17 protein-coding genes are annotated in these 13,169 nt (G+C 62.0%); 13 read left to right on the top strand and 4 right to left on the bottom strand.

Annotated elements, in window-relative coordinates:
* Positions 1 to 231: 231 nt before the first annotated feature.
* Positions 232 to 990, top strand: coding sequence for a TetR/AcrR family transcriptional regulator (locus tag AB4N92_RS00800; RefSeq protein ID WP_010209536.1), 759 nt, complete (start codon positions 232 to 234; stop codon positions 988 to 990).
* Positions 991 to 1,171: 181 nt separating this feature from the next.
* Here AB4N92_RS00800 and AB4N92_RS00795 read toward each other — a convergent pair whose 3' ends face one another.
* Positions 1,172 to 2,230 carry an FUSC family protein gene (locus AB4N92_RS00795; protein WP_137205671.1) on the bottom strand — a complete coding sequence of 353 codons (1,059 nt, stop codon included), beginning with the start codon at positions 2,228 to 2,230 and terminating at the stop codon, positions 1,172 to 1,174.
* A 23-nt stretch (positions 2,231 to 2,253) separates the two neighbouring features.
* Positions 2,254 to 3,870 (bottom strand): NADP-dependent glyceraldehyde-3-phosphate dehydrogenase, encoded by a 1,617-nt coding sequence (locus AB4N92_RS00790; RefSeq protein ID WP_047540883.1) that lies wholly within the window; start codon positions 3,868 to 3,870, stop codon positions 2,254 to 2,256.
* 138 nt (positions 3,871 to 4,008) lie between these two features.
* Here AB4N92_RS00790 and AB4N92_RS00785 point away from each other — a divergent pair, with 138 nt between their 5' ends.
* From AB4N92_RS00785 to AB4N92_RS00740, 10 genes are all read left to right on the top strand, one after another.
* Complete coding sequence (locus tag AB4N92_RS00785) at positions 4,009 to 4,869, top strand: Dyp-type peroxidase (RefSeq protein WP_042572137.1); 861 nt, start codon at positions 4,009 to 4,011, stop codon at positions 4,867 to 4,869.
* 467 nt (positions 4,870 to 5,336) lie between these two features.
* A complete protein-coding gene (locus AB4N92_RS00780) occupies positions 5,337 to 5,609 on the top strand; it encodes a BufA1 family periplasmic bufferin-type metallophore (protein ID WP_010209548.1) in 273 nt (90 codons plus the stop codon).
* On the top strand, positions 5,606 to 6,013 hold the full coding sequence (locus tag AB4N92_RS00775; protein ID WP_010209549.1) for a DoxX family protein: 408 nt from the start codon (positions 5,606 to 5,608) through the stop codon (positions 6,011 to 6,013). Before AB4N92_RS00780 ends, AB4N92_RS00775 begins: the two co-directional genes overlap by 4 nt.
* Positions 6,014 to 6,031: 18 nt before the next feature.
* Positions 6,032 to 6,793, top strand: a complete 762-nt coding sequence (locus AB4N92_RS00770) for an alpha/beta fold hydrolase (RefSeq protein ID WP_010209550.1) — start codon at positions 6,032 to 6,034, stop codon at positions 6,791 to 6,793.
* Positions 6,794 to 6,819: 26 nt separating this feature from the next.
* Complete coding sequence (bufA2, locus tag AB4N92_RS00765; RefSeq protein WP_010209551.1) at positions 6,820 to 7,092, top strand: BufA2 family periplasmic bufferin-type metallophore; 273 nt, start codon at positions 6,820 to 6,822, stop codon at positions 7,090 to 7,092.
* 59 nt (positions 7,093 to 7,151) lie between these two features.
* A complete protein-coding gene (gene bufB / locus AB4N92_RS00760) occupies positions 7,152 to 7,976 on the top strand; it encodes an MNIO family bufferin maturase (RefSeq protein WP_010209552.1) in 825 nt (274 codons plus the stop codon).
* Entirely contained in the window at positions 7,973 to 8,722 is a 750-nt protein-coding gene (locus AB4N92_RS00755) for an HvfC/BufC N-terminal domain-containing protein (protein WP_236266937.1), read from the top strand. Before bufB ends, AB4N92_RS00755 begins: the two co-directional genes overlap by 4 nt.
* Entirely contained in the window at positions 8,715 to 9,167 is a 453-nt protein-coding gene (locus AB4N92_RS00750; RefSeq protein WP_154847079.1) for an alpha/beta fold hydrolase, read from the top strand. Before AB4N92_RS00755 ends, AB4N92_RS00750 begins: the two co-directional genes overlap by 8 nt.
* 86 nt (positions 9,168 to 9,253) lie before the next feature.
* Complete coding sequence (locus AB4N92_RS00745) at positions 9,254 to 10,618, top strand: MFS transporter (RefSeq protein ID WP_010209557.1); 1,365 nt, start codon at positions 9,254 to 9,256, stop codon at positions 10,616 to 10,618.
* A gap of 46 nt (positions 10,619 to 10,664) precedes the next feature.
* Positions 10,665 to 11,795: an MFS transporter gene (locus AB4N92_RS00740; RefSeq protein WP_045791930.1), complete on the top strand. Its 1,131-nt coding sequence runs from the start codon at positions 10,665 to 10,667 to the stop codon at positions 11,793 to 11,795.
* A 41-nt stretch (positions 11,796 to 11,836) separates the two neighbouring features.
* Here the strand turns inward: AB4N92_RS00740 and AB4N92_RS00735 are convergent, their stop codons facing one another.
* The gene (locus tag AB4N92_RS00735) at positions 11,837 to 12,358 is read right to left on the bottom strand and encodes a DUF3087 family protein (protein ID WP_010209560.1); all 522 of its coding nucleotides are present in this window, start codon (positions 12,356 to 12,358) and stop codon (positions 11,837 to 11,839) included.
* Between the two features lie 113 nt (positions 12,359 to 12,471).
* Here AB4N92_RS00735 and AB4N92_RS00730 point away from each other — a divergent pair, with 113 nt between their 5' ends.
* The gene (locus AB4N92_RS00730; protein WP_010209563.1) at positions 12,472 to 12,648 is read left to right on the top strand and encodes a hypothetical protein; all 177 of its coding nucleotides are present in this window, start codon (positions 12,472 to 12,474) and stop codon (positions 12,646 to 12,648) included.
* A 14-nt stretch (positions 12,649 to 12,662) separates the two neighbouring features.
* Positions 12,663 to 12,863 (top strand): DUF6021 family protein, encoded by a 201-nt coding sequence (locus tag AB4N92_RS00725; RefSeq protein WP_010209565.1) that lies wholly within the window; start codon positions 12,663 to 12,665, stop codon positions 12,861 to 12,863.
* A 31-nt stretch (positions 12,864 to 12,894) separates the two neighbouring features.
* Here the strand turns inward: AB4N92_RS00725 and AB4N92_RS00720 are convergent, their stop codons facing one another.
* On the bottom strand, positions 12,895 to 13,131 hold the full coding sequence (locus AB4N92_RS00720; RefSeq protein ID WP_010209566.1) for a DUF6555 family protein: 237 nt from the start codon (positions 13,129 to 13,131) through the stop codon (positions 12,895 to 12,897).
* Positions 13,132 to 13,169: the final 38 nt, after the last annotated feature.

Below are 13,169 nucleotides of genomic sequence, written 5' to 3'. Positions count from 1 at the left end.
ACCGCGTTCCAGGCGCTCCGCCAGCCATCGATATAGAGCGGCTCAAGCTTGGGAAAATGCCTACCTGCGAGGGCGAAAGGCAGCTCAAAACCCGCTTGGGACTCCCCCGTCGAGCCCGCCGGCCGAGGCTTTCGATCATATGGCGGTGTGTCACTACTTGCTTTCGAACGGTGGCCCCGGTATAAAAAATCAAATTATTTTTTTAAACAATATTTCCCATGTGGAACTTCTATGGTCGCGAAGAAAGTCAGCGCTCCAAACATTACCAAGACTCGATTGCTGGATGCGACAGAGGCTCTCTTCATCAAATACGGATACGACGCGGTATTGCTGCGGCAGATTACCGAGCGTGCCCAGGTGAATCTGGCTGCGGTGAACTACCATTTCGGGGACAAGGACTCCCTGATGCAAACCTTGCTCAAGCAGCGCCTGGAGCCGCTCAACGAGCAGCGCCTGGAACTGCTTGCGCGCTGTGAGGCTGAGTCCGACGGCCCGTTGGACTGCGACACGTTGCTCGGCGTGCTGTTCGCCCCGGCCATGGGCCTGGAGCGCAGCGATCCAGCCAGCGCCAGTGGGGAAGGGCGTTCATTCATCCGCTTCCTGGGGCGGGTGTACAGCGACACGTCGCCGTTTATCCAGGAATACCTCAAGGTGCATTACCAGCCGGTGTTCCAGCGTTTCTTCGAGGCTTTTGCCTTGGCCTTGCCGGACCTGCCGCGCAATGAACTGGGCGTGCGTCTGCAATTTGCCCTCAAAGCGATTTCCGGGGTGATGGCCGGCACCGAGCTGCGCCTGCTGATGAACTCCATGAGCCTGGGCCGTCCGGCCACGGATGCCGAGGTGATGGCCAAGTTGATCACGCTGGTGTCAGCGGCGATTCGGGTACCGCAACAAAGCCCGGAGGCAGAAAATGCCTTGGCCAAGGTGCTGGATACCCAGCGTGCCATTCGTGAGCAGGCCATGGCGCCAGCGAGCAAGGCCGCGCGTTGACGCAAATCCCAGGCAAAAAAAAGCCCGCTGGGGCGGCGGGCTTGATGTGCAACATTTGTAACGGATGAGGCTTCACATTACGTTCCGAGATGTGAATAAAGCGTGAAAACTTTGTAAGACAAACTGTGAAATTTCTGAAATGTGTGAACACATCGGAATTTTCCTCTTCCACCCAGCGGATTCAGATTTTCCAGCGCCCCGCACTCTTGGCCAGCCGCTGGCGCATCGCGTCCACGTTCTGCGCCAATTGCAGGGTCAGCAGCCGATAACCATCCAACGCGCTGTAGACCGGAGCATCCAGTGCAGGCTCGACACCCGCATGGCTTTGGCGCTCCAAGCGCTCCGTCACCCCTGACTTCAATGCCCGTGCCATCCCCACCAATTGCACGCGGATCTGCCGATGTTCGGCCTTCAACACCCCCCGCATGCGCGCCATCGCCTGTTCATCGCGAGGGTCGGGCCGGGTGTTGCCGAGAATCTCCAGGGTGCTGATGCACAGGCGCAGATGCCGCTGGATCGCGTCCAGTTCGGTCATGGAGATGCGCACTTCCTTGGACACCGACGGCATCAGTGAACGCAACTGCAACATCGCCGCATTCAGGCGGTTGAGCAACTTGAGGTGTTCATCACTGGTGACGGACTCGCCATTGATGATCCGGCTGTAGATCTGGGCACAATCGCGTAATGCGCTGGCCAGGTTATAGCGCCAGGAGTACACGGCATACAGCGGCAGGGCAAAGGAGAACGCCAGGGCCAGGGCGATACCGATCAGGATGTCCACGGTGCGCCACAACCCATCCGACAGCGGGTTGTCACCGTGGCCGGCGACGATAAATACCGTGATCGCCGACAACAGTGCGGTGTACCCACCCTTGCCGATGGCGTGATAGGAAAAGAACCCGCACACCACCGACATCAACAGGTAGGTCAGGAGTGGCTGGCCGACGTACGCCTCCTGCACCACCAGCAACAACCCGACGCTGGCGCCGATCAACGTACCGTAGGCGCGCTCCACGGCTTTCTTGCCGATATTGCCATGGTGCTGCAACCCGCCGATCACCACCAGCATGGTCACCGAGGCCCACTCACCATGCGGCAGGTTGATGCCGGTGGTCAGCAGGATGGTCGCCAGCAAACCGATGGACACGCGCACGGCATGGATCAGCTTGGCATGGCGATAGCGGCGGTACGGGTCGAGCAGTGGGCGCAGCAGGCGCCGGGCAAACACAGGCAGGTGCAGGTTAATCAACGACGAATCGTCCTCTAGAAAATGTAATCGGTGGTCAGGAAGCTCGAATCGCGGTTGCGCAGGATGTCGCTGACCAGCGCCTTGTTGCTCTCCTGGAACTTGGTCGCCACCAGGGTGCGGATCGAGAACACGCGCAAGGCGTCATGTACCGACAGCGTGCCCTCGGCCGAGTTCTTGCGTCCGTTGAACGGGAAGGTGTCGGGGCCGCGCTGGCACTGGGCGTTGATGTTGATACGGCCGACCTGATTGGCGAAGGTGTCCACCAGGCGCCCGACTTCTGCGGCGTTGGTGCCGAAAATGCTCAACTGTTGGCCGAAATCCGAGTCCAGCACGTAGTCGATCACGGTCTCCAGGTCGCGGTAGGGCACGATCGGCACCACCGGGCCGAACTGTTCCTCGTGGTACACGCGCATCTGTGGGTTCACCGGGTACAGCACCGCCGGATAAAAGAACGATCCACGACTTTCACCGCCCTGTTCATTCACCACCGTGGCGCCCTGTTGCGCGGCGTCAGCCACCAGGCCGTTGAGGTAATCCACCTTGCCCACTTCGGGCAATGGCGTCAGCGCCACACCGTCTTCCCACGGCATACCGGGTTTGAGCGTGGCCAGCTTCTTGTTGAATTTCTCGATGAAGCGGTCGACGACGTCTTCATGCACGAAGAGGATTTTCAACGCGGTGCAGCGCTGGCCATTGAACGACAAGGAACCGGTGACGGCTTCGCTGACGGCATTGTCCAGGTCCACGTCGGGCAGCACGATGCCAGGGTTTTTCGCGTCCAGGCCCAGCGCGGCGCGCAGGCGATGTGGCTTGGGGTGCAGTTTTTTCAGATCGCTGGCAGCCTTGTTGGTGCCGATAAACGCGAAGATATCGATCTTGCCGCTGGCCATCAGTGCGCTGACGGTTTCGCGGCCGCTGCCGTAGATCACATTGATCACCCCGGCCGGGAAACTGTCGCAGAACGCTTCCAGCAAAGGTCGGATCAGCAATACGCCAAGCTTGGCCGGCTTGAACACCACGGTGTTACCCATGATCAATGCCGGAATCAGCGTGGTGAAGGTTTCGTTCAGCGGGTAGTTATACGGGCCCATGCACAGGGCCACGCCCAGCGGCACGCGGCGGATCTGGCCGAGGGTGTCCTGTTCCAGTTCGAAGCGGCTGGAGCGGCGGTCGAGTTCCTTGAGGGCGTTGATGGTGTCGGTGATGTAGTCGCAGGTGCGGTCGAACTCTTTCTGCGAGTCCTTGAGGTTCTTGCCGATCTCCCACATCAGCAGCTTGACCACTGCGTCGCGCTGTTCACGCATGCGGCACAGGAAGGCTTCGACGTGTTGGATACGTTCAGCCACGCGCATCGTCGGCCATTCACCCTGGCCCCGGTCATAGGCACGAACGGCGGCGTCGAGGGCGGTGAGGGCGGTGTCGGCGTCCAGCAACGGCGTGCTGCCGATGTGCACACGTTCGTCGCCAAACTGCACCGGGCTTTGCACCTTGGCCAAGGGGCCGCTCCACACCCTCAACTGGCCATCGACCAGGTAATCACGCTGTTCAATGGGCGCTCCCAGCTGGAATTGCTCGGGAATCTCGGCGGCGGAGTCAGGAAACAGCTGGGCAAGCAGGTTGCTGGTGGTCATGTCACTACCCCTGGAATAGTTGCAAAACATGACTAGAGAGTCACCCAACAACAGGCTCTATGGCAAGGCTTGCGCGCTTTCTTGTACGCAGTGTTGTGGCTGAAGGTTAAACTGCGCGGCTTTTCAGAAGGAGTTCACATGAGTCAGTACCAGCCGGGCATTCTTGCCGCACCGGTGCCGTTGCAGGCACGCCATCTGTTTTTTGCCGTGGACTCACTGACCGCCGTGCACGCTGCGTTGGACACGTTGGTGCAGTTGACCGATTCGGCGGCGGTGGTCGGTTTTGGCGAGCCGCTGGTCAATGCCTTGGGCGCCCGGATTGAAGGCCTGCGCGCCTTTCCCTCCGTCAGTGGGCCGGGTGCGCACAACCCCTCTACCCAGCACGCGCTGTGGATATGGCTGCACGGCGTGGACCGTGGTGAGTTGCTGTTGCGCAGCCGCGCTTTCGAAAAAGCCCTGGCCCCGGCGTTTCGCTTGGTGCAGATGACCGAAGGCTTCCGCTACAAGACCGGCTTCGACCTTACCGACTACGAAGACGGCACCGAGAACCCCCACGACGATGCGGCGGTTGAAGCCGCCCTGACCGACAGCGGCGCCAGCTTTGCCGCGATCCAGCAATGGCAGCACGACCTCGACGGCTTCGCCGCCTTGCCCGCGCAGGAGCGCGACCACATCATCGGTCGCCGCCATGGCGACAACGAGGAACTCGACGACGCCCCCGAGTCCGCCCACACCAAACGCACCGCCCAGGAAAGCTTCACCCCGGAAGCCTTCGTGGTACGCCGCTCCATGCCTTGGGCGGAGAACGGCCAGGCCGGGTTGATGTTTCTCGCGTTCGGCCACTCCTTCGATGCATTCGAAGCGCAACTGCGCCGCATGAGTGGACTGGAAGATGGCATTGTCGATGGCCTGTACCGCATCAGCACACCGTTGACCGGCGGTTACTACTGGTGCCCACCGATCAAGGAGGGACACCTGGACCTGAGCGCGCTGGCTTGAATCACGCGTAGGCCACCCGTCATAAAACCGTTCCTGAAGGTGATGGGGGGCGGGCAGCTTCAGGTACAACAACGATTGGGCCGCGCCAAACATTCCGTTGGAAACACATATTTTTTCAACGGAATGACCTCGGGCCATCAACTAACAAACATGACCACAACCGCATGAAATTCAGGGTGATTCTTGCGGTCGTCGACGACCCGCAAGCGCCATCGTTCGTAAAGGCAAATATATCTAATTATCTCGATAGGGATGCCGAAGCAATCGCCGGGGGTTTGGCATTGTTTTAGTAACTGTGTATCGAACTGTATCCCCGCACCCTCCTGATACACCCGCATGACGTTCTATCGCGTTCGCGACACAGACCGGATACACGCCTGGCTTTAACTCTGCACACCAGCTGGCGCAGGCGGTCACCGACCCCGAGGCGCCCTGGCCATACTCAGTCAAGCCAGGAGACTCACCCCATGAAGCGTCCTTACGCAGCCCTCGCGGCAACCCTCGCCCTGTCCCTCAGTGCCTTCGCGGCCGTGGCCCATGCCGATGAACCCAAGCCCCAGGAAAAGTGCTTCGGCGTGGCCCTGGCCGGTGCCAACGACTGCGCCGCAGGCGCTGGCACCTCATGCGCCGCCACTTCCACCACCGACTACCAGGGCAACGCCTGGGTACTGGTGGACAAAGGCACCTGCACCCAGATCAAGACCCCTAAAGGCTTCGGCAGCCTGACGGAGCAGCCGTGATCCAGCGCCTGCTTCCCGATGCCCTGTTGTTGCTGGTGGCACGGGTGGCGATCGCGGCGGTGTTCTTCCTGTCAGGGCGCACCAAGGTCACGGGGTTTCTTGAACTCAAACCGTCGACCTACACGCTGTTCCGTTCGGAATACGCCTTGCCGCTGATTCCGCCGGACTGGGCCGCGCACCTGGCGACCTACGCCGAGCACTTGTTCCCGCTGCTGCTGGTGCTCGGCCTGCTGACCCGCCCGGCCGCTGCTGCGCTGTTGGGCATGACCCTGGTGATCGAGGTGTTTGTGTACCCCGCCGCCTGGCCGGTGCACCTCACTTGGGCGGGCCTGTTGTTGCCGCTGCTGGCGTACGGCGGTGGGGCCTGGTCGTTGGACCGCCTCATCTCAGGCAAGCGTTCTTAACTTTGATGGAGATTTCCAATGCGTATGCTTTCTTCCCTGGCCATTGCCATGGCCCTGACTGTCCCGATGCTGGCCCAGGCGGCAGATGCCCCGCAGCCCGGCACCGGTAAAAGCGTGGTGATCGTGCCCGGTTCGTTTGTCGACGGTTCCGGCTGGCGCGTGGTGCACGACATCCTGATTCACAAGGGCTACAAGGTCACCGTGGTGCACCAGGGCCACGAGAGCCTGGCCGCCGATGTGGCCGAGGCCCGCGAAGTGCTGGAGCAGCAAGTCGGGCCGGTGGTACTGGTGGGCCACAGTTCAGGTGGCGGGGTGATCTCGATTGCCGGCGACCGCGACAAGGTCAAGTCGCTGGTCTACGTCTCGGCGCTGCAGCCGGAAGTGGGCGAGAACATGGCCCAGTTGATCGGCTCGATGCCGGCGCCCAGCGATGACATCAAGGCCAGCCGCGACGGTCATCTGTTCTTCGACCGCACCAAGTTCAACGCCGACTTTGCTGCCGACCTGACCACCAACCGCACCGACTTCATGGCCGCCTCCCAAGTGCCGGCGACCACTGCCTTGTTCGGCGGCACCGTATGGGCCGCGGCCTGGCACAAAAAACCGACTTATGCCGTGGTCTCCACCGAAGACCGCGCCCTGAGCCCGGACCTGCAGCGTTGGATGTACAAACGCGCGGGTTCCAAGGTCACTGAAATCAAGGCCAGCCACTCGGTGTACATCTCCCAGCCTGAGGCTGTGGCGAAGGTCATCGAAGACGCTGCTTCCGTTATCAAGTAATTCACCCCAACCCTGGAGCAACACCCATGAACACTGCACTCAAATCCCGTCTGAGCCTCGCTGCCGCGGCTGCCCTGATCGCCATGGCCTCCGCTTCGTTCGCTACCGCCGCCAGCACCGCCGACGCGCCGGAAAAGCCCGGCCGTTGCTACGGCGTCAACACCTGCAAAGGCACCAGCCTGTGCGCCACCGCTAAGAACGACTGCAAAGGCCTCAACAGTTGCAAAGGCGAAGGCGTGATCGTCAAGACCCCGTCCGAGTGCCTCAAGGCTGGCGGTACCTTGACTGAACCTAAATAACGCCTCACCCCCTTTAGGCGCGGGCGAACCCGCTCCTAAAGGGTTATTGGAGCCCCTCAATGTCGACATCCAATCCTCACTTTTCAGGCTACGGCCTGGGACTGCGCAAGGAGCATTACTGCGATTTCCTGGAGACCTCGGTGCCCGTGGATTTCGTCGAAGTGATCTCCGAAAACTTCATGGTCGCGGGCGGTCAGCCCCGGCATATCCTGCGACAAGTCCGCGAGCGCTACCCGGTGGCGCTGCACGGTGTGTCCATGTCCATCGGCACCGCCGAAGGGCTGGATGCGGATTACTTGAAGCGCCTCAAGTCGCTGGTGGATGAAGTCGAGCCCCTGTTTGTGTCCGACCACCTGAGTTGGTCGCGCAGCGCTGGCTTCAATTCCCATGACTTGCTGCCAGTGCCTTACACCGACGAGGCGCTGGATCGGGTGTGTGCCAATATCCAGCAAGCCCAGGACGTGTTGGGCCGCACGATGTTGTTCGAGAACCCCTCAAGCTACCTGGCGTTTGAAGGCGCCTCCATGACCGAATGGGAATTTATTGCAGCCATGGCCAAGCGCACCGGCTGCGAACTGCTGCTGGACGTCAATAATGTGTTCGTCAGCGCCAGCAACCACGGTTTCGACGCCCTGGCGTTTCTCAATGGCCTCCCTGCCGAGCGCGTGCGCCAGGTGCACTTGGCCGGCCACAGTCAAGGCCGTGAGATGTTGATCGACAGCCATGACAGCCCGGTGTGCACCGGAGTCTGGGAACTGTACGCCCAGGCCATGACCCGGCTGGGCCCGGTGGCGACCATGATCGAGCGTGACGATGAGATCCCGCCGCTCGCCGAACTGCTTCAGGAGTTGTCCATGGCCCGAACGTTGGGAGCGCAACGATGAACCTGGCGCAGCTACAACAGACCTTTCGCCGCTGGTTGGTGAGTGCGTCGGATGAATCCGCGCAGGCGCTGGGCACTCACCACGCCGGCCTGGCGGTGTACCAGAACAACTACCGTGCGCAGTTGGTCGGTTGCCTGGAGCAGGCGTTTCCCTACCTGCGTCGTTGGGTCGGGGAGGAAGCCTTCCTGGCCGCGAGCATCACCCATATCGACCGTCATCCGCCTCACGCCTGGACCCTGGACGCGTACCCGGAGGGCTTCTACGCCACTTTGAAAGAGGTGTTCCCAGGCAACCCGGATGTGCATGAGCTGGCCTGGATCGAGTCGGCCCTCAATGAAGCCTTTGTCGCCGCCGACGCACAGCCATTGGCCCTGGAGGCCTTGGCCGAGCTGGATTGGGACACGGCGGTGTTGCAGCTCACGCCGTCGCTGCGCTGCCACGGCCTGACCACCAATGCCGAGGCCATCTGGTCGGCGCTGTGGCAGGACGCACCGGTACCGGAAGCGGTAATGCTGGCGCAAGCGGGCGGCTTGCTGGTGTGGCGACGGCAGTTCACGTCGCGTTTGCGCCAGGTGGATGCGTTGGAGCTACTGGCCGTGCAACACCTGCAGGCCGATGGCAGTTTCGCTGGGCTGTGTGAGTACTTGGTGCAACGCCTGGGGGAAGAAGCGGGCGTGATGCAGGCGGGTGAATACCTGGCCGGTTGGCTGGGCAGTGAATTGATAGTGGGAGTCCGTCATGTTTGATCGTCGTGGTTTTTTGCTGTTGGCGGCGGTGGTAATGGCCGCACCGGCATTGGCAGTGCAACAGGTCAGCATTGATGACGGAGAGATCCGCTATGCAGTGTTCGGGCCGGAGGAGGGCCGGGCGATCATTTTGCTGGCGGCGGATGTGAACGCGTTTGCAGCGATCACCGGACCGCTGGCTGCGCAAGGTTTCCGGGTGATCGTCCCGTACCTGCGCGGGCAGGATGAGGCGGTACAGGGCCAGGATGTGCTGGAATTGATGAACGCGCTGCATATTCCTGAGGCTGTGCTCGCCGGTGTGGACGTCGGCGGACGGGTGGCCATCCGTACTGCGGCCTTGAAACCGAGCCGCTGCGTGGGCCTGGTCAGCTTGAACACCGCACCCCAGGCCGGTTTTGGCGAGGCGGTGGGGGTTATGGCGAAGACCGGGCACTGGCGAACATGAAACTACTGACAGCCAGCCAATCCACGCCTGAAAAAATTCGCCGCAGCCCTTAATCTAAAAGCCTTTGTCACTTGCGCGGATTGTCCATGTCTTCTGTTGCCGATGGGTTGCCCCTCAATAAACGCCTGCCGGCCGTGATTGCGATCTCCCTGGGGATTGGCATGGCGACCCTGGACACCGCCATCGTCAACACGGCGTTGCCGACCCTGGCCGAGGGGATTGGCACCGATTCCGCCTCGGTGATCTGGGTGGTGAATGCCTACCAGTTGGCGATCATTGCCACGGTGCTGCCGTTTGCGTCCCTCAGTGATGTGCTGGGGCATCGCCGGGTGTACCTCGGCGGGTTGCTGCTGTTTATTGTCTCATCGCTGTTTTGCGGGTTGGCCGGCTCACTGGTCACCCTGACGGCGGCGCGGGTGGTGCAGGGGCTGGGCGCGGCGGCGATCATGAGCGTGAACACGGCGTTGCTGCGGCATATTTACCCGTCAAACATGCTGGGCCGGGGGCTGGGGTATAACTCCCTGGTGGTGGGGCTCGCATTTACCCTTGGGCCGACGGCGGCGTCAGCGATTCTGTCGGTGGCGACCTGGCACTGGCTGTACCTGATCAATGTGCCGTTGGGTGTGCTGGCGCTGGCGTTGGGCCTGCGCTCGTTGCCGACCTTGCCGATGACCGGGCATGCCTTCGACCGCTTTGCGGCCGTGTTGTGTGCGGGACTGTTTGCCTTGCTGGTACTGGGTCTGGGTACGGCGGTGCACGGCGCCCAGGGTGCGTTGACTTTGGGCCTGATCGCCGTGGCGCTGGTGTGCGGTGCAGGGTTGCTGCGGCGCCAGGCCGGGCACCCGGCGCCGATGCTGGCGCTGGACCTGTTCAAGCGCCCGGTGTTTGCGTTGTCTTCCCTTACCGCTATTTGCGCGTTCAGCGCCCAGGGCCTGGCGTTTGTGTCGCTGCCCTTCCTGTTGCAGGCGGTGCTTGGCCATAGCCAGGTGGAAACCGGCTTTCTGATGACACCGTGGCCCGCGGTGGTGGCGGTGATGGCGCTTGTGGCGGGGCGCCTGGCCGACCGCGTGAACCTGGGCGTGCTGTGCGGCATCGGTCTGTTGATGCTCAGCGTGGGCATGGCCGCGCTCGCGACCTTGGGCAGCGGCGCTTCGGCATTGGATATCGGCTGGCGCATGGCGCTGTGCGGGGCGGGTTTCGGCTTCTTCCAGTCGCCCAACCTCAAGGCGTTGATGACCAGCGCACCACTGGCCCGCAGCGGCGGGGCGAGTGGCATCGTGGCCATTTCGCGGTTGTTGGGGCAGACGTTAGGCGCGTCGTTGGTGGCCTTGTGCTTCCATCTGTCCATGGGCAGTGGTCCGCAATCTGCGCTGTGGCTGGGCTGTGGATTTGCCTTGGTCGGGGCCGTGGCCAGTGGTTTACGGTTGTTACCCTATGGGAAAAAGTGCTGATTAACGCTACCGTGGCGACCTGAGTATTTCGGAATGTTTCGGATTTATGTCCAGCCTGGCCCTCCGCACCGCTGATACCCACTCCCGCCGCGCCGCACTGACCCTGGCTTTATGCCTGCCCAGCGACGTGTTGCTCTACTTGCTGCTGCCGATGGAATCCCAGGCCTTCGGCATTACCCTGGCCCAGGCCGGTGTGCTGCTGGCAGCCAACCGCCTGGTGCGGATTTTCGGCTACCGCCATGTGCTCAATTTCTACGCGCGTCACGGCGACCGCCTGACCTGCATGATCGCCGCCGGCGCCGCAACCCTGTGCGCCGTGGGCAACTCGCTGTTGTCCGGCTTCGCCGCCTTGCTCTGCCTGCGACTGGTGTGGGGCCTGTGTTTTGCTGCGTTGAACCTGTCGACCCAAGTCTTGGCCACTTCGGAGCCAGCCGGTGCCGCACGCCGGGCCGGGCGTTCCCGCGCGCTGATTGCCCTGGGACCGATGCTGGCGTTGCCGTTGGGCGGCTGGCTGACACTGATGGCCGGGCCACGTCCGATCTTTCTGATTCTGGCCGGGTGCTGCCTGGTGGGCTTGTGGATGGCGCGCGGTTTGCCTAGGGCCGGGCATGATTTGCACGGCACGCCGGGGCGGCGCTTCAAGTGGCCGGACAGTGTGGCAATGTGGTCGTTTATCGAGGGGGTGGCGCTGGACGGCCTGTTTATCTTCGGGCTGTCGATCCAGGCACAGAAGCTCTTGGGCGGTGATGCGGTGCTGATCGCCGGTGGCTTGATGGCGCTGCGTTATGTCTCGGAAATGCTCCTGAGCCCCTTGGGGGGGCGCGCAGCCCAGCGTTTCGGCGCGACCTCGATGTTGCTGCTGTTTTCGTTCCTCAGTGCCCTGGCCCTGATCGCGTTCGGCAGCTACTGGGTGATTGTCGGTGCGGCGGCGGTGCTGGTGCTGCGCGCCCTGCAACTGCCGCTGGTGACGACATTGGTGGCCGAGCGCAACCCAGGGTCCATGCGCGTGTCGGCCCTGGCCTCGAATGCCGTGTGGCGCGATATCGGCGCCGGCCTCGGGCCATTACTCGCCGGCCTGTTGCTGCCGATTGCCTCGGCCCCCTGGGTGTTTGGCCTGGCGGGTGCTGCCATTGCCGTAAGTGCCGTGTTCTGTTGGCGGACAAAGATGCCCAACTGACGATATGGGGGGCATCAAGGAGACTGCGTAGGTGCGCTGGCCTAAGCGGTTTTAAAGGTGTCCAGCCACGCGGGGTCGAACCGGGTCTGCTCGGTATCGAGCCCCTGCGCCTGCATCTTGGCCTTATGTGCCTCGACCTCAGCGACCAGTTGCACCTGGGCGCTGGAGTTGGCGTCCAGCTCATGCATCTGCGTCAGGCCCAAGTGATAAAAGCGCAGCACCTTCAGCGCCGTCGGATCATTCGCCTGCACCCGCTCCGTGACCTTGTGCATTACATTGGTCACGCTCATCAGGTTGCGCTTGAGTTGCCAGCCATACACCGCCGCCGCCAGCCAAGGCTGGGTCCAGAACGGGCCGCGCACCAGCGCCACCGTGATCAACACCCCGGCGAACACCCCGCCGACATTGAAGCGCAAGTTGTCTCCGCCAGGCTCGCCAAACAGCATCACCGCCAGGCTCGACAGCAACATGGCCAGGGCCAGGAACAGCACCGCCACGATCAACGTACTACGTCGGGTCTGTTGACGGAAGGTGACGGGGTCGCAGGGTTTGAGCTCGAACATCCGGTTCATGTCTCCAGAAGGGGCGGGCATCATCTCACGCCTGGGCAAACAAGTTGAACGTTGGCGCATAGCGGTTTCTCTAAACCTGTGTAGACCCACTGAGGTGAAGCATCATGTCCGACTACAACCAGCCACCACCCGGCACCCCGAACCCTGACCGCACACCCGGCGAAGAAGAGCGCGACAACGACGCGTTGCGCCCCAACGACCCGGCGGAGCGTCAGAACGATGACGTGGAACGCGTCGAGGAAGACCTGGAAAACCTGCATGACAAGGCCCGTCCGCTCTGAATGAGGAGAACGCCGTGAGTAATACGCCAAAAGGCCCGGCTTCGGGCGAGCATTCCAGTGGTAAGGACGAATTGGGGTTCGATCCCGATTCGCCGGATGTGTCGGATCCGCAGGTGGATCCGGTAGGGCCGGCGATTGCGCCGTTGGATAAGGACAAAAAAGGCAAGGATGAAAAAAAGCCGCCCTATGATCCATTGGGCGACTTGAAGCCATAAAGCGAGCCCCGCCCATGTGCGGGGCTTTCGTTTACTTGGGCGCTATCCAAGTGACGTCGGTAATCCCGAATTTCTCCGCCCACGGTCGAGTCGTCTTCTTCACCTGCTCATGCCCGACCCGCCCCACGCGGCTGACATGCGCGATATCGGCATCCACCGCCGCCCAGTGCCAGGCCTCGGCGTTGTTCATCACTTCGGCACGCACCACAAAGGATTTCGGTTTGCCGTGCAGCTGGTAATTGATGGTGTAGATTTTTGCGGTACTCATGTTGCCTCCCTGTGTTGTTATAGATGGATAGGGCAGCG

The organism is Pseudomonas sp. S3_A09 (assembly GCF_054668065.1).
The sequence above is the reverse complement of the archived record's forward strand: the minus strand, read 5'-3'. Positions and strand labels throughout refer to the sequence as shown.

Excerpts from the sequence above, each read along its gene's own strand:
- AB4N92_RS00800 (WP_010209536.1), top strand. The coding sequence starts at position 232 with ATGGTCGCGAAGAAAGTCAGCGCTCCAAACATTACCAAGACTCGATTG.
- AB4N92_RS00790 (WP_047540883.1), bottom strand. The coding sequence starts at position 3,870 with ATGACCACCAGCAACCTGCTTGCCCAGCTGTTTCCTGACTCCGCCGCC.
- AB4N92_RS00785 (WP_042572137.1), top strand. The coding sequence starts at position 4,009 with ATGAGTCAGTACCAGCCGGGCATTCTTGCCGCACCGGTGCCGTTGCAG.
- AB4N92_RS00780 (WP_010209548.1), top strand. The coding sequence starts at position 5,337 with ATGAAGCGTCCTTACGCAGCCCTCGCGGCAACCCTCGCCCTGTCCCTC.
- AB4N92_RS00770 (WP_010209550.1), top strand. The coding sequence starts at position 6,032 with ATGCGTATGCTTTCTTCCCTGGCCATTGCCATGGCCCTGACTGTCCCG.
- bufA2 (WP_010209551.1), top strand. The coding sequence starts at position 6,820 with ATGAACACTGCACTCAAATCCCGTCTGAGCCTCGCTGCCGCGGCTGCC.
- bufB (WP_010209552.1), top strand. The coding sequence starts at position 7,152 with ATGTCGACATCCAATCCTCACTTTTCAGGCTACGGCCTGGGACTGCGC.
- AB4N92_RS00755 (WP_236266937.1), top strand. The coding sequence starts at position 7,973 with ATGAACCTGGCGCAGCTACAACAGACCTTTCGCCGCTGGTTGGTGAGT.
- AB4N92_RS00750 (WP_154847079.1), top strand. The coding sequence starts at position 8,715 with ATGTTTGATCGTCGTGGTTTTTTGCTGTTGGCGGCGGTGGTAATGGCC.
- AB4N92_RS00745 (WP_010209557.1), top strand. The coding sequence starts at position 9,254 with ATGTCTTCTGTTGCCGATGGGTTGCCCCTCAATAAACGCCTGCCGGCC.
- AB4N92_RS00740 (WP_045791930.1), top strand. The coding sequence starts at position 10,665 with ATGTCCAGCCTGGCCCTCCGCACCGCTGATACCCACTCCCGCCGCGCC.
- AB4N92_RS00735 (WP_010209560.1), bottom strand. The coding sequence starts at position 12,358 with ATGTTCGAGCTCAAACCCTGCGACCCCGTCACCTTCCGTCAACAGACC.
- AB4N92_RS00730 (WP_010209563.1), top strand. The coding sequence starts at position 12,472 with ATGTCCGACTACAACCAGCCACCACCCGGCACCCCGAACCCTGACCGC.
- AB4N92_RS00720 (WP_010209566.1), bottom strand. The coding sequence starts at position 13,131 with ATGAGTACCGCAAAAATCTACACCATCAATTACCAGCTGCACGGCAAA.